This window comes from Butyricimonas hominis, assembly GCF_014287455.1.
GTDB lineage: Bacteria > Bacteroidota > Bacteroidia > Bacteroidales > Marinifilaceae > Butyricimonas > Butyricimonas muris.
The window spans coordinates 251,213-270,019 of record NZ_JACOOH010000005.1 but is presented as its reverse complement, the minus strand read 5'-3'; the positions used below and the strand labels follow the sequence as shown (position 1 = coordinate 270,019).

Below are 18,807 nucleotides of genomic sequence, written 5' to 3'. Positions count from 1 at the left end.
CCCATGAAAATAGCAATTGAAGCACAACGGATTTTTCGGACAAATAAACACGGGATGGATTTCGTGGCTCTCGAAACAATTCGGGAACTACAGAAGACTGATCACGAGAACGAGTACTATATACTGGTCGCTCCCGGAGAAGACCGATGCTTACAGGCATCGGACAATGTCCATATTGTCGAAATAAAATGCCCGACTTATCCCTTGTGGGAACAAGTCGCCTTGCCTTCGGCTATACGCGAGATAAAACCGGATATCATACACTGCACAAGCAACACCGCCCCTTTATTCTGTCCGGCGCCACTTGTTCTCACGTTGCATGATATCATTTTCCTTGAAAAAAGGGCACACAACAATACATCCATGTACCAGAATATGGGCTGGTATTATCGCCGTTTTGTTGTTCCCCGCGTATTGGCAAAATGCAAACAAATCATCACCGTATCACAGTTCGAATGCAACAGGATTCGTGAAACATTACATCTGCCGGAAGAACAGATTATCGCCATTCATAACGGTTTTAGTAACCGCTTCCATCCTTTGAAAGAAACTTATACCGTCACGAAAAAATATATACCTGCTAAAGAATATTTATTTTTCCTCGGTAACACCGATCCGAAAAAGAATACTCCATGCACACTAAAAGCATATAGCATTTACGTGAAACAATCTTCAAATCCTCTCCCTTTGTTGATCGCAGATTTAAAAGAAGAAATCATCCATCAGATATTAAAACAGGAAGGAATTGAAGAAATAAAACCTATGCTCTATTCCCCCGGGTATATCACTCATTCTGACCTTCCGGCAATTTACAATGGCGCTAAAATATTCCTTTACACGTCATTGCGGGAAAGTTTCGGGATTCCGTTGTTGGAAGCAATGGCGTGCGGTACCCCGGTCGTCACGTCCAACACCTCCGCAATTCCCGAAGTCGCAGGAGAAGGCGCAATACTGGTAGACCCGACGGATGCCGACGCAATTGCCGCTCAGATATTGAAACTGGAACAAGATGCAGGGTATCGTGAACAACAAATCGCCTATGGACTGGAAAGGACTAAACAATTCTCTTGGCAACATACGGCGGAACAGTTATTAAAAGTATATCAATCTATTAAAAAGCAAGATCATGAGTGACTATATATCCATTATCAGCTCGCTAGCTATATTTCTATTCCCATACATTGGACGGAAGTGGTTTAACATCCAGCTACTAAGTTCTACGGTGGTCAGCCTAGGGCTACTCGGAACTTTCGGGGGAATCATGTATGGTTTATGGCTTTTTAATGTCGAACAAATAGACCTTTCCATTCCTCAATTATTGGAAGGACTGAAAACAGCATTTCTGACCTCTATCGCAGGAATGTTAGCATCCTTATTGCTTAAACTTACTCCCACAGTCTATGGAATGAAGAAAGAAGAGGAGCACCAAGAAGAATTCACGGATAAACAATTATTCGAATTACTCGGAAACATCGAGAAAAACACGAAGACTGCAGATTCCAATGAACTTATTCAAGTAATCAAGCAATCAAACGAACATTTGGGAGATAACTTCCAATCCTTAAATGATAATCTTTTGAAAATAACTTCCCGGGAACTCTCTTTAAACACGGAAGCCCTTACTGAAACATTACAAATGGTCATCGCCCGTTTGGATAACAAGGTATCAGAACAAATAAATCAAACGATTCTCAAAATACACGATATACAAGAACAACAATTGCAATACATGGCACATGCCCAAGAGTTCACGCAAACCATGCAGGAACAACTCCGTGATACACTTTTAAAACTGGAAGAAACGAACAAGAATATCGAAACGTTCTTGGGAAAAACCAATAACATGAACATGAAACAGAGTCATGCTTTCATGGAGCAAGTGTCATCATTCGGCGATTTCATAAAAGGTTCCGAACAACAAATGAATTCGCAACTGACCCGAATGGAAGAAAAATACGAGCGGGAATTAACTGAATTGGAGAAATTTACCAAAACATTAATGACCATTGTTAAAAAGCTATCCACGGATCATGATACCCTTTACAAAAAAATGAATGACAGCGAATAAACCATCTATTTGTAAATCATGAAGATATTTAAATCATCAAAAGAAGAAAACCAATGGATGTCAATCTCGGATTTGATGTCTGTACTCATGATTATCTTTCTTTTTATTTCCATCGTGTACATGAGAAGTGTAAGTCAGAAAAACAGTCAAATAACTTCTATAGCACAGACTTATGAAAAAACACAAGTGGAAATCACTCATGATTTAAAGGAAGAATTCGCTAAGAATCTCCAAATCTGGAACGCAGTCTTGGATTCATTGACTCTTTCTATCCGTTTCGAGAATCCTGAAATTCTATTCAAAGTGGGTAGTGCAGAATTGAACGACCATTTTAAAAGTATTTTGGACAGTTTTTTCCCTCGTTTTATACAGATATTAACCGAGCCTAAATACAAAGAATATATCGAAGAAATTAGAATCGAAGGACATACCTCCAGCGAATGGTATGGAGAATCCTCCCCTCGTCAAGCCTACTTTAATAACATGGAACTTTCCCAAGACAGAACACGCAAAGTTTTGGAATACGTGTTATCACAAATAAAAGATGAAGAATTATTCCTTTGGGTAAAGAATAAACTCACCGCTAACGGTCTTTCTTCCAGTAAACTTATTTACAACAACGACCGGGCTGAAGATCAAGAACGTTCTCGACGGGTTGAATTCAAAATAAAAACCAATGCAGAACAACAGATCATCACCATTCTGGAACAGAGTAAGTCCAAATCATGAGGATTCACAAAAAATAAACCGAGAGAAGTATGAGAAAAAGCATAAAAGAAAAACTCAAAACCAAACAGGGTTTGAAATCATTCATTCTCAATCTCCTTGTACATCCTGTAAAAACCCGTCCTCGCGGGTGGCTCAGACTTTTCCAACCTTTCTATATAAAAAGAGGCCGGAGGTCAGTTATTTACAGCAACATTCGAAAAGATATCGTGCCTTTCAATTCATTTGAACTTGGCGAAAAATCTGTTATCGAAAGTTTTTCGACAATCAATAATATGGTTGGAGCGATCACGATAGGCTCTCGTAGCCGCATAGGATTAGGCAACACGATTATCGGTCCTGTTAAAATCGGCAATAATGTCAACCTCGCACAAAACATTATTATTTCAGGACTCAATCACAATTATTCCGATCCCGATAAAACGATTATTTCACAAGGAGTAAATACATCCGAAGTCATCATTGAAGATGATGTTTGGATTGGAGCAAACTCGGTTATCCTCGCGGGAATCACAATAGGCAAACATTCGGTTATCGGGGCAGGTAGCGTTGTTATTCGAGATGTTCCGCCTTACTCTATTGTTGTTGGTAATCCGGGAAAAATTATCAAACAATATAATTTTTCAAGTCAAGAATGGACTAAATTGTAAATATCACAATAGTATATGAATCATCCGAAAGTCAGTGTCATAATTCCAGTCTACAACACGGAAAAGTACGTGAAAGAATCGGTGGAATCGATCATGCAACAAACTTTACAAGACATAGAAATCATCGTCATCAATGACGGCTCTACTGATAACAGCCTCTCCATCATTAATCTTTTGGCAGAACAAGACCGAAGAATAACAGTTTACAACCAATCAAATCAAGGCCTCTCTATCGCTAGAAATACCGGATTGAAAAAAGTAAAAGGAGAGTTCATTTATTTCATGGACAGTGATGATTTATTAACCAATAATGCATTGAAAACGTGTTATCAAGAATGTATAACAGAGCAATTGGATTTTGTCTTTTTTGATGCTGAAAGTTTCTATGATGATGATAAACTTTCAAGAACATACCACTATCAACGAAACTTGGATATTGAAAACAAAGTTTGGAATGGCGCAGAATTGCTAAAAAAACAATATGATACATGGAATTACCGTAGTTCCGCTTGTCTAAGCCTCGTTAGCTCGGATTTTATTCGACAGAATCAAATTCAATTTTACCCGCATATCTTACATGAAGATGAATTGTACACGGCTTTATTATATTTAAAGGCATCCCGTGTAAAATACATCAAACAAACTTTCTTCAAAAGACGAATCAGGAACAATTCGATTGTAACAAGCAAATTTACCATGAAAAACATTCAAGGTTATTTTGTCGTTACGGATGAACTGGAACGCTATTCCGACCAACACCCGGAACATCATTCATTAATCCACTCCCATCTGACCCGAATGCTGGAAGCTGCAGTCAAAAATTGTAGCTTGATTCCTTTTAAAGAACGGTTGACAATTACAAAAATATGCCGGAAGAAGTATAAAAGGTATGTTACCAACAAAACGATTTGCATACTATTATTCAAATCATTCTTATCATTCCACAAATTGGGATAATTCTAAAACATTATTTCTAATATCGTAAATCTCACAAATATGGCAGACTTTTATTATAAACCCGGCATCACCAACGACAGCATCCTCAAGTTCAATAAATTATATTCAAACAAACGTCATATTACAAAAGATTTTACCACGTTCTATAATAACAATACCACAACACACGTAGAACAAAGCAATAACAGTATCACGATATTAGGATATGCCTACACCACTCATCGCCCTATAGAAATATACCTCGCGAATTTGTTATCAGATTTTGACGAACACCAAATTGCAGAAATAAAAAAACAATTATTAGGTCAATACATCGTCATTCTGCATAAAGAAGATTCAATATATTTATTTTCTGATTTTCTTCAAACCCGTAATATATATTACGCCCAGAAGGAGCAATCCGTGTGTTCATCATTCGGGGTACTGCATCAATTTCAAGGAAATCAGGTAAACGAGTATAAAGCCTTTGAATTTCTGGCGATGCGACATTGTTTGTACCCGACATGGCTGGGTAATACAACTTTAAATGACAACATCAAAAGACTCCGGGCATACGAATATCTGAAAATTGACACGAACTCGAATACCATTCAAGTAAAAGACTATCAGTTCATGATTGACAACGTGAAGATCGAATCGCTAAAAAAACTCCGTAATTACACATATGCAACATTACAAAACACGATCTATCACACTAAATTTCAGAACGAAGAAATATATACCACTATCACAGGAGGATTCGACAGTCGGTTCGTAACCACTCTGATCCAAAAATATTACACGAACTACAAAATAAGAATATCTTCCCGGAAAGACGTTGACTCGTTAGATATGTCCGTAGCCCAAAAGGTTGCAAAAGCGCTCTCTATGCCGTTAAAAGTTTATGAAACAGACCCACAAAAACAAATAGAAGATTTCTACTTTATGACAGATGGCATGGCTCCCCGTGAGAATCTGATCATGACGCAGTTATTTCAGACGAAAAACAGAGGTGCCTTGGAATTCGGCGGAACTTTTGGAACAGAATTGTACACCGCATTTCCATATAATAATTATAATGAATTAGTAGAAGCCTATTTACAAAAGATAAAAGAAATAATAGAAGCTGATGAAAATTATTACCATCAATTCAAGCAATCCTTACATGATGAATTTGAAGATATACACGCACACTACAAATTAGAATTTGAAGAACCTAAAGATTATATCAGGATTTTTCAACTTTTAGAGACAGGATTTTTTTCTTCTTCTTTCATCTCTGCCACGAACATATTTGGGAAACAATATGAAGTCTTCGGTACTTACCCCGTTATCGAAGCTGGATTGAAAATCCCCTACCATTATCTCGGCAGCAAACGAACTTTCGGAAGATTCTATTTTATTCCTAAAATTCTGATGGAACGATTAAACAAGAAAATCAGCAAAATTGAAACGACCCATTTCTGTCCGATGCGTCCTTTATCTATCTTTTCTTTTATCTCCTACTTGTCAGGACGCATCAAAAGCAGGAATTACTATAAACACCTTGCCCAAGACCAACACAAGAATGTAATCACAAAGACGTTAAAAACCAAGCATTTTTCATACACATCAAATAACTGGTTTGAAGGCTTTCAAAAAGAATACTTTCCTACGCGAGAATAACAATCTCTAATACGACTTCAACAGAATAACCGGTGCTTATTTCTCAAAACAGGAAACAATACGAGAATCCATGGTTTCATCTTTTTAAAAACATACACCTCAATTCTCTCATTTTCTGAATAATATCATACTCTCCGGTAAATTGTATGTAGATAAAAGCAATAAGCAATGCTACACATCCTTTGATGAAAAGAGAAACTATATCATTAAATTGCACGGTAAGCAAAGCCACAAAAAATAAAACTAATCCCAAAATAAGCGTAAGCAATAAAGGTGACAAAAGATTTTTAATAAATATTATTAATCCCACCCGGAACAAAATACAATACATGATTATATAGGTCTGGAAAAAATTAATGATAAAAGCACATACCAGAAAAAAACTGATTGCCTCGATTGAACCAAAAAGCAATAAACCGACCATAGTAGCTATCACTATCGTAATCGTGGACAACACGCCCGAAAGGAATAAAAATTTAGTAACCCCGGCGGACTGGAATATAGATCCGGAAGTTGACAATATAATCTGAAAACCAACGGAAAGCACCAAAATCTTAAATGCAGGAATGGAAGCCGTCCACTGTTTACCAAATATGATATAGATAAGTTCTTCACCTGAAAAAAACAACAGAATAGATAAAGGGAAACCAACAAAAGCAAGGAAGCGTACAACTTTCGTGTAATAGGTACACATTTTACTCAGATTATCTTGCATTTCGCAAAAGATCGGGTGCATTACCGGAGTAATCACGAATGGAATATTCTGCATAGGCATTTGCATTAACTTATACGATTTATCGTAATACCCGAGTTCGCTCGCTCCTATAAACCTACTAATCAATAATTTGTCAAGATTTACAGAGAAATAATTCAATATGTCAAATAAAAATTGATAGGATGAAAAATGACGTATTTTTTTTAGAGCACTCCATTCAAAATCTTTGAAACATAATTTGAGGGGATTTTTTATATAACTCACCAAAAACAAAAAGACACATGACAATATAGACTGGATAACAAGAGCGTAAATACCTGCTCCACAGTAAGCGGCAACTATCGAAATCAGTCCCGCAACAACCTGTGCGATCAAGGAACGTATAGCCAAATACTTAAATAGTTTTGCTTTATACAGCAAAGCATTAGTTACCACATTAGCACAAGAAAAAAACAACGATATAGAAAGTAACTGGCACAACACGACAAGTATATCCGACTCGTACACGCGAGCAATTAGCCAAGAACCACAAAAAAACAAACCGGATAATACAATTCCCATAAGAATGGTAAAGGAAAATAATGAATTAATCTCTCTTCCCGACAAGTCTTTATTCTGGATAATGGCAGGTCCTATACCGATATCTCCAAAAATCGTAAAAAAGTTAATTAGAACAACAACCGGAATAATCGTTCCATACTCTTCTGCGGTCAACAACCGAGATAAAATACCTGTTATCACAATAGACACCAAAACCCCGGTATATTTTGCTACCGCGGTATAAAACACCCCCGAAGCAAGTTGCTGTTTTATATTAGACATAGTTATTTTTACTCTAAAGACTCAATATTTGAATATATGTACAGATTCCTCACAAATTAACGCACATTTCTCTCACATTTCCACATCGCAAAAATAGACAAAAAAAACAGAGAAACAATGATATCATGAAATCTCCATGTATTATTATAAAATGACAAAAAACAAGCTACAAAGTATATTTTCCACCCATAAAGAAATCCCTTTTCCCCATATTGTCTACATTATTTACGTATATTTGCCATGAGAAAATCAACATATAGACTTTATTTAACAGCAGCTAATAATATGAAAGTTTTATTTCTCATATTTCATGGTTTAAGTGCATCTAATGGCATCAGTAAAAAAATTAATTATCAACTCCATGCATTTCAAGCCAATCAGCAAGAAACACACTTCTGTTATCTTTCTGAAGAAAATGGAATAAAATATCGCATGGTTGACCGTATAATCTTAGCCGATTACGGTAACGGACTTAAAGGGAAACTATATAAACGTTTCGAATTCAATTCAATAGCCCGTTACGCTATTAAAAATCGAATAAACCTCGTGTACATTCGTTCCGACCATAACGCTAACCCGTTCACGATCAATCTTGTTCGTAAAATAAAGGAAAACGGAATACATATTGTCATGGAAATTCCAACATACCCGTATGATCAAGAGTACACCTCGTCTTTCATGAAACTTCAATTATTCATTGACAAATGTTTCAGAAAACAATTTGCAAAATATTTAGATCGTATTATCACATTTTCAAATCATTCGACCATATTCGGAATCCCCACATTACAACTCTCAAACGGAATTGATTTTAACGAAATTCCGATAAAACAAAAAATTAATGACACATCAAACCAAATTCATCTCATAGGTGTAGCCGAAATTCATTACTGGCATGGCTACGATCGTTTACTGAAAGGATTGGCCAATTATTACACGACTCATCCCCAATATAAAGTTTACTTTCATATTGTTGGTGAATTTACCGCCCAACGAGAACGGGATGAATGTATTCCGGTCATCGAGGAAAACCATTTACAGCCCTATGTTATCCTCCACGGACGACAACATGGACAAAACCTTGACAATATTTTCGAACAATGTGATTTAGGTATTGGTAGCCTCGGACGCCATCGAAGCGGAATCACAAATATCAAAACTCTTAAAAACAGGGAGTATGCCGCCAGAGGAATCCCTTTCATCTACTCGGAGATAGATGAAGATTTTGAAAATATGCCCTATATCATGAAGATTCCGGCAGACGAAAGTCCCGTGGATGTCCAACAAGTCATTAATTTCTATAACAGTACAAATTTGACTCCCACGAAAATAAGAGAAGCAATTAAACACCTATCGTGGAAAGAACAAATGAAAAAAGTAATAGACTCAATAAAAATATAAACAACATGATACCTAAAATTATCCATTTATGCTGGTTGAGCAATGATGATTATCCTCCAAAAATAAAAAAATGCCTTAAATCGTGGAAGAAGTACCTTCCGGACTACGAGATCATGTTATGGGATACAAAACGATTCAATTTAGACGAAAGCATTTGGGTAAAACAGGCTTTTGACAAAAAGAAATATGCATTCGCGGCAGACTATATCCGCTTCTATGCCTTATACAATTACGGGGGTATATACTTGGATTCAGACGTGGAAGTATTGAAAAGTTTCAACGATCTATTACATTTCCCGTATTTCATGGGTGCAGAGAAAGCGGGAACCATAGAAGCAGCTATACTGGGAGCAGAAAAAGGAACAGTATGGATTAAAACTTGTTTAAACTACTACACGAATAAAACCTTCATAAAAAAAGACTCATCACTAGATATCAGGAAACTACCGGAAATCATGGTGGAAGAGATTCAAAAACTCAAACCCATTCACTATCTTGATGCCTCAGAGATGAAAAATATAAAAAATATGGACTTCCGGAAAGAGATTCTCGTGATGCCCGACGAATACTTTTCTCCCAAAGTATTCGATTCAAGGGAAGTCTTAATCACTCCCAACACGTACGCGATTCATCACTATCAGAACTCATGGTTTTCACACAAAGCCAAGATATATTATAGAACCCGCACAATAATGATCCGTGTATTCGGTTACAATTTTATCCGAAAAATCGAGCGTATCATATTACCACAAAGATTCAAATAAAAGAATTAAAACCCTCATAATCATGACTTGGTATAAAAAATATCTCTCCGTATACGAAAAACCATTACAAGAAGTACCCCAAGAAATTATTCACGAAGTAAAAACAAAAATCAGTAAAATACAAAATGATTCTCCGCTGGTTTCAGTGGTCGTTATAGCGTATAATGAAGAAAAGCATCTACTGGCAAACCTTTGGTCATTAAGTGATAGCACGTGTAAATACCCGATAGAAATTATCGGAGTGGATAACGACTCATCTGACAGAACTGCCGAAATCTTTAAAATGACCGGCGTCCCCTATTACACGGAATACGAACATAGTTGCGGTTTCGCCCGCCGTTGCGGATTGAATCATGCCCGAGGAAAATATTACATTTGTATCGACTCCGACACCATGTATCCCCCGAAATACATCGAAACCTTAGTCAAAGTATTAGAAAAACCGGGTATAGTTGCCGTTTCCTCCCTTTGGAGTTATATCCCGGATAAACAACATCCTTGGTTAGGTGTCAAACTATATGAATTTTTACGGGATACCCATCTATTTCTGCAATCTTTTAAACGTCCGGAACTCAGTGTCAGGGGACTTGTTTTCGCCTATAACATCGAATATGGCAAAAAAGTCGGTTACCGGGTAGAAATCAAACGAGGAGAAGATGGTTCCATGGCATTCGGCTTAAAGAAATACGGAAAAATTCGCTTTGTCCGTACCCGCAAAGCCCGTGCCGTCACGGGTTATGGAACAGTAGGGGCTGACGGTTCATTCTTCAATAGTTTTAAAATCAGAGCTGTCAAAACAGTAAAGAATTTCGGTGGCCTATTCTCCAAAAAAGAAGAATATAAAGATGAGGAATCCAATTTAATAAAATGACTATCATTACCTACCGAGAACCCAATACATTCCCAAAGAAGACCTAGGGAAGACATCCCTATTGAACGGTGTATGAGCAGTTCCGCTCCAATGTTTCTATATGAAAGATTATAGGATGTCCAGAGGATAAACGGAGGAAGAACGAAAGAGGGGTATGATTACGGTATTATCTGGGTATATCTTCAGTGGGATTTCAGTAGGTTCTTGATATAATGAAGTGAAAACCGATGTCGATAAATTTTAAACTACAGATTAGCCAATTTACGCCAATATTGCTAACTTTGCACCGTGTATGACAAACTCAGATTATTTCAAATTGTAGAAAATGGCCGCATTAAGGTTCTTCTTTTACTTATTGATGAAACCCGCAACCCTCGGTATGGCATTCATCGGAATTTCCGGTGTGTTTGCGCCGTATACCAACCCGAATAGTTGGTGGATTCCGGCGCTGGCAGGATTATTTATGCCCGGCATTATTTTCGCGAATTTATATCTTTTCATTTTTTGGGCTATTTGCAAAAAATGGTGGGTACTCCTGCCACTTATCACAATCATATGTAATTACAATTATTTTACGGGAATATTTCAATCTCCATGGAAAGAAGATATCCCCTATATAAAAGACAACGAAATAACCATTGCCAGTTATAACGTGGAAGGATTTTTCTGGATCGCACGTAACGTGAAATACAATATAAAAAAAATAGTTGAAGATAATCAGATCGATATCTTATGTATTCAAGAACACTGCGAAGAACCTCAACAAGACTCAATAGCGATAAAGAAACGATTCGGTCTACCCTACCGATGTGTATTTTTTAACAGACAAGAGGCATGGGCTAATTTCGGAATCACGATTTATAGCCGCTACCCTATCATTCGATACGGGGAAATTGATTTCAATTCAAAACAGAACAATAGCATGTGGGCGGATATTCTAATTAAAGGAGATACAATCCGTGTTTTTAATAATCACTTACAAACCACAAATGTCAGTCCCAACAGCAAAAAATATGAAAAATATAAAAGCGTCAAAGATTGGAAAGGTCAGGCACGCACGTTGGTAACCATCGTGGAGCAACTAAAAGAAAATTTCAATATACGAGCCAATCAATCCATACAAGTCAGACAAATCATTGACACCACCCGCTATCCCGTTATTGTATGCGGCGACTTCAATGATACTCCTGTATCTTTTGCCTACAACCATATTGCCGGAAAAAATATAACAGACGGATTTCGGGACAGAGGAAAAGGATACGGACATTCATTCAATGGCATCAAAGGATTGCTACGGATAGATTTTATCGGTTATGACGAATCATTTATCGGGTTGGAATATCAATCCCCCCGCCTCTCGTGGAGTGACCATAACCCGATTATCATGAAAATCGAATTAAAAAAGCATCGTATATAATAAAATTCTTTCAATCCATTCAAAATCCATGCTAAATAGCGTATATTTGCATTATAATAAATGTATTATAAAAGGACGGCGATGAATTACAAGATATTTATATATGTATTAGCGGTAGCTATGGTTATTTTCACAGGGTGCCACAAAGATGTATTTGACTCGGAGGCTCTTGGAAGGGATTATTTTATAGAAAATATCCCGGAAGGTTTTGATTGGACTAGCTCTTCATCAATACAAGTAGAAATCACACCCTCGGATAATTACGCAGGTACCTACTTGTACACGATTGATTTTTTTGACAAAAATCCTATCGCGGACAGCTCCGCCAATCTATTAGGAAGCGGTTGGTGTTCGGGCAAACAGCCACTGAAAAAAAGCATTATTATCTCTGATGCCCAAGCCGATCTTTTCGTTTGCCAAACAACTCCCGGGGGACGCCGTAGTGTCATGCAGGTTCCTATCGAGAACAATCGCGTTATTTGTAACTTTTCGCGAGCTATCGACAATGTGGCACAAAATCGCACGCTATCTCTATTAGCAAATTCCGATGAGTTTGAAATACCGGAAATTCCCGCAGATGTGATAGAAATCACAGGAAAAAATAACCGACTCGAATCCGGACGTAATTATATTATCCGAGGAGAATACACGGGAGAACTGAATTTTAACAATGAAAAAAATATTTCCCTATACGTTACGGGAATATGGAATAACACCGCGAAATCCACAAAATTAGAAGTAAACACGAATATCTACGTGATAAATAACGGTAAAATATTCTCCCGGGAAGAATGGGATATTCAAGTATACAGCAATTCTAATCTCGCCATAGCTAAAGGTTGCCAATTCGGGGATAAAGATCATGACGATATTTCCATCAGATTGAATAGCGGAATTTTCCTAAACGAGGGACTTGTCTATATGGAAGATATCTACACGGATCAATCCAACACGTTGATTAAAAACAGCGGTGAATTTCATCTAGATAAATTGGAAGCAACGACAGCTATCACCATCAACAATGCCGATGGAGGAAAGTTATATATCGAAGAATTGGAAATCGGAAACGCTACATTTATTAATCAATGTTATGCCGAGATTGAAGAAATGGAATTAAATTACGGTTCTTCCTTGACCATCGCATCAGGGTGTGCAGTGAAATGCGAAAAATTAAACGTCAACGGGGCAAAAATCACGTTAGCGAGTAATTCTCTACTCGAAGTAACCGACGAGGCTGAATTTAAAGGAGCAGCCAGCAGTATCGGAAGAACGGGTAGTGATTTTGCCCTATTCAAAACCCGTAAGATTAAGAGTAACGAATATTGGCAGTTTCTGACATTCAGCGGACAGCTTTACGTGGAATGGGAAAAAATAGAATCCAAGAGCCAATTCTACAAGTTTATCCCACCCGCACAACTCGTGGACTCAAAAAAAGGCTCTTTGATAGACATCCCGGCAAGTGAATGTAGCCAAGGAAATGATTATCAACCGGAGGAACCGGAAGAACCGGAATTTCCACGACAAGTAACACTCACGAAGAGTTATACTTTTGCTTCGGAAGACCTTTATCCCAGCCCGGGGGATTTTGACATGAACGATATCGTGCTCGGCATGGATTCAGTCACGTACAATTATGTTGAAAAGGATAGAATAAGTTACATGATCTGGCATTGTACGTTAAGAGCCGTTGGGGCGACACGACAATCTGGAGCAGCTATTCAACTGGATGGACTAAAAGATGAGAATATTCAAAAAGTAACTTATTCTAAAGAACTTTCTCTAGGGAATTTCAACATAAATTCCAACGGTACGGAAAGCAAACAAACGTATGCTGTCGTTCCGTTGTTTGACAACGCACACAGAACACTAGGATGTGATAACACATCAACTATCTTGAACGCGATCAGTAAATCACCACAATGGATAAATGATGTCCCGTTCAATTCCTTTGACGTGAAAATTGAATGCACTTCTCCTGTAGAGGAGCTTGCCATTCGTATCGACAACATGAATTATTTCGCCATTATCGGTACAAAAACACCAAGAACGGAAATACACTTACCTCATTATAATCACACCGATCTCAGTAACGCCCCTAAAGTCTTACAAGAAGTCACGAAAGACTACATGTGGACGATCCGAGTTCCCGGAATATTCCGCTACTCGCATGAATGGACCAGTATACTTGAGGCGTACCCGGAATTCAAACCTTGGGTACAAAGTGGGGGAAATTCCAACAAAGAATGGTATAATAATCCGATAGAAGAAAATTTATACCGGAAGAAGTAACAATATAATGGCAGCACTCAGATATTTTTTCTCCCTCTTGATGATTCCGGTCAGTTTTGTGGCGGCGGGGATCAGTATTGCCGCGTACATGGCGGGACAAACTAACCCGAACGAATCGACATGGATCACGTTTATCGGTTTAGCCATGCCTGTCGTTTTAATCATAAACCTCGTTATACTCGTCTATTGGATTATCAGCAAGAGGTGGTGGGCAATTGTTCCTGTCGCGGCTATCTTTCTTAATATCGGCTATCTCACGTCTATTTTCCAAGTTACGGTTTCATCGCCGGAAACCCCAAACGGCAAATTACCCATACGCCTCGCCAGTTATAACGCGGGTAAATTCAAATCGTGGGAGAAGTTCGAAACACAACACTATATCTCCGAATTTCTGAAAAACGATCATGTAGACATTGCTTGTTTCTTAGAATACCGGGAAGACACGAAAATCAACGCAGAAACTTTATCCCGGCTATTGAATCTACCGTATCATGCCGTGACGTATTTACCCGGTTCTACCACGTTGGGAATAGGTATTTTCAGCAAATACCCTATCCTGCAATCCGGCAAAATACCTTTAAACTCCGCGACAAATGATGCCATGTGGACTGATATTCAAGTCGGCGAGCAAACGATAAGAGTGATTAGTTGCCATTTGCAAACGACCAATTTCAGCGGGAAACGCAAACTACTGGATGATCCGGTATTCCAAAACACGGATATACAACAAAAAGAAAAAGTAGTACTGGATATCACGCAAGAACTATTCAAAAACTTCAAACTCAGAGCCACGCAAGCCGATATCGTGCGACAAGTTATCGACACGACAGGTGTCCCGACCATCGTGTGCGGGGACTTTAACGATACTCCGTCATCATACACCTATCACCATATCAAAGGAGAACTAAAAGACAGTTTCAAGACAAGCGGAAACGGTTACGCTTACACGTTCCGGGGTTTGCATCGGCTGTTGCGAATTGATTTCATCTTCTATTCCGACGAATTGAAATGTATAGACTACTACTCCCCGGAAAAGGAGTGGAGTGACCACAATCCGGTTACCAGTGAGTTTTATCTAAAATAACAGACATGATACAGTTTCTTCAAATATTATTCTGGATTTCCATTTTCATCGTGTTCTACACTTTTATCGGGTACGGGATACTGCTATATATACTCGTCAAATTCAAGGAAAAACGACATCCGGCACAACCATTGGCACTTCCGGAGAATCTTCCCGACGTGACGCTTTTTATCGCCGCCTATAATGAAGAAAAGATCGTCAAGGCAAAGATGGATAATTGTATGCAACTCGATTACCCGAAGGATAAACTTAACGTGGTTTGGATCACGGACGGTTCGACAGACATGACAAACAGTATGTTGAGTGTCTACCCCGACATAACTGTGTTTTTTTCCCCGGAACGTAAAGGCAAAACTGCCGCACTCAACAGAGGAATGCAATATATAGAAACGCCTTACACCGTTTTCACGGATGCCAATACGATGCTCAATGCCGACGCTATTCTGGAAATTGTACGCTGCTTCACGGATACAAAGGTCGGTTGTGTTGCCGGAGAGAAGCGTATTGAAGTAAAAGACAAAGACAACGCGGCTTCCGGGGGCGAAGGCTTCTATTGGCGTTATGAATCAAAACTAAAAGCGTGGGATTCAAGATTATATTCCGCGGTAGGTGCAGCCGGAGAGTTATTTGCCATTCGGACGGAATTATTCGTCCCGATGGCGGAAGATACTTTACTCGACGATTTTATTCTCTCTTTACGCATTGCCATGCAGGGGTACAAAATAGCTTATTGTGACAAAGCATACGCCATAGAATCCGGTTCTGCTAACATTGAAGAGGAACAAAAACGAAAGGTACGCATTGCCGCGGGAGGGCTTCAATCTATCCGACGGCTACGCCCTCTTCTTAATCCTTTCCGTTACGGGCTCCTCTCTTTTCAATATATCTCACACCGGGTGTTACGCTGGTCTATCACTCCCATTCTCCTTTTCCTGCTATTACCCGTGAATCTGATTCTGGTACTCGCGACACATTTTACCCCGTTATATAGTGTTATTTTTGTACTTCAAGTTATTTTCTACCTGTTAGCTTGGACAGGGGCATCACTTGCCAGAAAACAAATCAAAGTAAAGATACTGTTTATCCCGTACTACTTCACTTTCATGAACTTGAATGTACTGAAAGGATTCTTCTACTTGAAAAAGCATAAGGGGAAAGGAACTTGGGAAAAAGCAAACAGGGCAGATTCGTAAATCCGCCCTGTCCTATCAATAATGATATTACTATTAATAAACTAAATCCGAATTATAATTAAAACTCCACTCATCTTGTGTTTCAAAGCCTGCTTCGCCATTCACCCATTTCTCAAAGTCAGGATAAGCTTTATAAATCGCCTCACTCTCCTGCGGATATTTCAACGGAGTATCGAGAATCAATGCCCATACCCAATTTTCCGGAGAAGAAAAATTTCTATTATTACTGTGATGCAACAATTCGGGATCCATCTTTGCCGTTGCCGGACGCCCTTTCACGTGTACTTCTTTGCCTCTTGTACCAAAAGTAACGAACAAGTCCATCATATTCCCCGCATTGTCCGGTTCCAATTGGATTTCGGTTAATTTCGGTTTCTGGGAAAACTCGATTTTTATTACTACTTCCTCCGCATCAAATCGCAGTAAATTGCGTTCGGTATTCAAAATACCACCTTCTTTCCCAAAACAAGAATACAAGTTTCCGATCAACGGGACAATATATTCTTCCCCCTCTTCATTACCTTTCTTGTTTAGAGTAAACATTTCATTCTCCATGAATACTTGTCCGCTGACTTTGTTCACAGCCAAATGTTTCATGGATTTATTGACAAAGTTAAGAGCAAGTCCTACTTGCTTGTAAGCAGCACCACCCATAGCTACCGGTTTGATCCATATAGTCAGTGATTTCACTTCTTTCCCATTATTATTATCACTGATAGTCTCGTATCCTAATCTAAAATTAAATACGACATCATTCATATCCAGATCTCCCAACCAAGGAAAAACATCTTCAACCATCATACTCGCCCAATACCCCTCACCCGGATAATAAATCATCCGGTGCCCGTTAGGAACCTCATCACCCGGCGCTCTTGCAATAGAGTACGCCATAGCTGAAGGTTTCACTTTCAATTCCCCACCTTTAATCCCCGTCGTAAATGTATATTCGCCCGTTTCAAGTCCATCCCCGATCAATAACTCTTCACCGTTCTTTACCAAATAAACTGACGAAGGTTTATTCAGTTTCAGATCTTGTCTTTCTAAAGTTTTCCAGTTAAAATCTAACGGAACAACCAAATCCTTATCCCCACCTTTATAAGGACCGTCTTTGTGGCATGCTGTGAATAACACCCCTAAAACTAAACAGCATAATAAATTTCTCATAATTACCTTTTTATCAAAAAATAAAAAACACCAAATACTACATCACCGATTCAAAATAATCGATGGTTTTCAATAATCCTTCTTTCAAAGGTATCGTAGGTTCCCAGTTTAATTTTGTTTTTGCCAGAGTGATATCCGGCTTTCTCTTTCTCGGATCATCCTCCGGAAGTATTTTGTACACGATTTTAGATTTCGAACCCGTTAACTCCAGTACCAGATGAGCCAATTCCAACATCGTGAACTCTCCCGGATTCCCTATATTTACAGGTCCGGTAAACTCGTCTTCCGTTGCCATCATCCGTATCATTCCTTCAATCAGGTCATCCACGTACTGGAAACTCCGTGTTTGAGTACCGTCACCGTATATTTCAATGTCTTTCCCGGATAAAGCATTTACGATGAAATTCGACACCACACGCCCGTCATTCTCTGACATTCTGGGACCATAAGTATTAAAAATACGAACAATCTTTACAACAACTTCCGATTGACGGTGATAATCCATGCACAATGTTTCGGCACATCGTTTTCCCTCATCATAACAAGAACGCTTTCCTATGGGATTCACGTTCCCCCAATAACTCTCTTGCTGCGGATGAATGACAGGATCGCCATATACTTCACTGGTTGAAGCTTGGAGCAATTTGGCTCCCGCTCCTTTCGCCAATTCCAGCATATTCACCATTCCCAACACGGAAGTATTAATCGTCTTTACCGGATCATATTGATAATGAATCGGAGATGCTGGACAAGCCAGATTATAGATTTCATCCACGTTCTTTATATAAGGCCAGATAACATCCCTCTCTGCCAATTCAAAATTCGGAAGTTCCATCAAATGACTAATATTCTCCCTCGTTCCCGTGAAGAAATTGTCCAAACATACCACATGACTACCCGATTGAATCAATCGGTCACACAGATGCGATCCTAAAAAACCGGCACCACCGGTCACTAATACACACTTCATATATCCTCAACTATATTGAGTACAAATATATGAAAAATATTCGAAAACCATACAATATAGTACGATTTTCGA

At 38.6% G+C, this 18,807-nt stretch carries 16 protein-coding genes; 13 read left to right on the top strand and 3 right to left on the bottom strand.

The window, feature by feature from the left end; genetic code table 11:
• Positions 1–3: 3 nt before the first annotated feature.
• The 6 genes from H8S64_RS12600 to H8S64_RS12575 are packed head-to-tail and all read left to right on the top strand — an operon-like array spanning position 4 to position 6,045.
• Entirely contained in the window at positions 4–1,134 is a 1,131-nt protein-coding gene (locus tag H8S64_RS12600; RefSeq protein WP_186976355.1) for a glycosyltransferase family 4 protein, read from the top strand.
• Positions 1,127–2,068, top strand: coding sequence for a hypothetical protein (locus H8S64_RS12595; RefSeq protein ID WP_186976354.1), 942 nt, complete (start codon positions 1,127–1,129; stop codon positions 2,066–2,068). The genes H8S64_RS12600 and H8S64_RS12595 overlap by 8 nt, the downstream gene beginning before the upstream one ends.
• A gap of 18 nt (positions 2,069–2,086) precedes the next feature.
• A complete protein-coding gene (locus H8S64_RS12590) occupies positions 2,087–2,797 on the top strand; it encodes an OmpA/MotB family protein (protein ID WP_186976353.1) in 711 nt (236 codons plus the stop codon).
• A 29-nt stretch (positions 2,798–2,826) separates the two neighbouring features.
• The gene (locus tag H8S64_RS12585; RefSeq protein WP_186976352.1) at positions 2,827–3,444 is read left to right on the top strand and encodes an acyltransferase; all 618 of its coding nucleotides are present in this window, start codon (positions 2,827–2,829) and stop codon (positions 3,442–3,444) included.
• A gap of 15 nt (positions 3,445–3,459) precedes the next feature.
• On the top strand, positions 3,460–4,401 hold the full coding sequence (locus tag H8S64_RS12580; protein WP_186976351.1) for a glycosyltransferase: 942 nt from the start codon (positions 3,460–3,462) through the stop codon (positions 4,399–4,401).
• Positions 4,402–4,440: 39 nt separating this feature from the next.
• Positions 4,441–6,045, top strand: a complete 1,605-nt coding sequence (locus H8S64_RS12575; protein ID WP_186976350.1) for a hypothetical protein — start codon at positions 4,441–4,443, stop codon at positions 6,043–6,045.
• Positions 6,046–6,121: 76 nt separating this feature from the next.
• Here the strand turns inward: H8S64_RS12575 and H8S64_RS12570 are convergent, their stop codons facing one another.
• Complete coding sequence (locus tag H8S64_RS12570; protein ID WP_186976349.1) at positions 6,122–7,582, bottom strand: lipopolysaccharide biosynthesis protein; 1,461 nt, start codon at positions 7,580–7,582, stop codon at positions 6,122–6,124.
• A gap of 285 nt (positions 7,583–7,867) precedes the next feature.
• Between H8S64_RS12570 and H8S64_RS12565 the strand changes: the two genes are divergently transcribed.
• The 7 genes from H8S64_RS12565 to H8S64_RS12535 all read left to right on the top strand — a co-directional run bounded on the left by H8S64_RS12565 (position 7,868) and on the right by H8S64_RS12535 (position 16,601).
• A complete protein-coding gene (locus H8S64_RS12565; protein ID WP_186976648.1) occupies positions 7,868–8,983 on the top strand; it encodes a glycosyltransferase family protein in 1,116 nt (371 codons plus the stop codon).
• Positions 8,984–8,988: 5 nt separating this feature from the next.
• Entirely contained in the window at positions 8,989–9,747 is a 759-nt protein-coding gene (locus H8S64_RS12560) for a glycosyltransferase family 32 protein (RefSeq protein ID WP_186976348.1), read from the top strand.
• 22 nt (positions 9,748–9,769) lie between these two features.
• Positions 9,770–10,618, top strand: a complete 849-nt coding sequence (locus H8S64_RS12555; RefSeq protein ID WP_186976347.1) for a glycosyltransferase family 2 protein — start codon at positions 9,770–9,772, stop codon at positions 10,616–10,618.
• Positions 10,619–10,943: 325 nt separating this feature from the next.
• On the top strand, positions 10,944–12,035 hold the full coding sequence (locus H8S64_RS12550; RefSeq protein ID WP_222621180.1) for an endonuclease/exonuclease/phosphatase family protein: 1,092 nt from the start codon (positions 10,944–10,946) through the stop codon (positions 12,033–12,035).
• An 81-nt stretch (positions 12,036–12,116) separates the two neighbouring features.
• The gene (locus H8S64_RS12545) at positions 12,117–14,324 is read left to right on the top strand and encodes an LruC domain-containing protein (RefSeq protein WP_186976345.1); all 2,208 of its coding nucleotides are present in this window, start codon (positions 12,117–12,119) and stop codon (positions 14,322–14,324) included.
• 7 nt (positions 14,325–14,331) lie between these two features.
• A complete protein-coding gene (locus H8S64_RS12540; RefSeq protein ID WP_186976344.1) occupies positions 14,332–15,408 on the top strand; it encodes an endonuclease/exonuclease/phosphatase family protein in 1,077 nt (358 codons plus the stop codon).
• A gap of 5 nt (positions 15,409–15,413) precedes the next feature.
• Entirely contained in the window at positions 15,414–16,601 is a 1,188-nt protein-coding gene (locus H8S64_RS12535) for a glycosyltransferase family 2 protein (RefSeq protein ID WP_186976343.1), read from the top strand.
• A 33-nt stretch (positions 16,602–16,634) separates the two neighbouring features.
• Here the strand turns inward: H8S64_RS12535 and H8S64_RS12530 are convergent, their stop codons facing one another.
• Positions 16,635–17,765 carry an LruC domain-containing protein gene (locus tag H8S64_RS12530; protein ID WP_186976342.1) on the bottom strand — a complete coding sequence of 377 codons (1,131 nt, stop codon included), beginning with the start codon at positions 17,763–17,765 and terminating at the stop codon, positions 16,635–16,637.
• Positions 17,766–17,802: 37 nt separating this feature from the next.
• Entirely contained in the window at positions 17,803–18,735 is a 933-nt protein-coding gene (locus tag H8S64_RS12525) for a UDP-glucuronic acid decarboxylase family protein (protein ID WP_186976341.1), read from the bottom strand.
• Between the last annotated feature and the right edge of the window lie 72 nt (positions 18,736–18,807).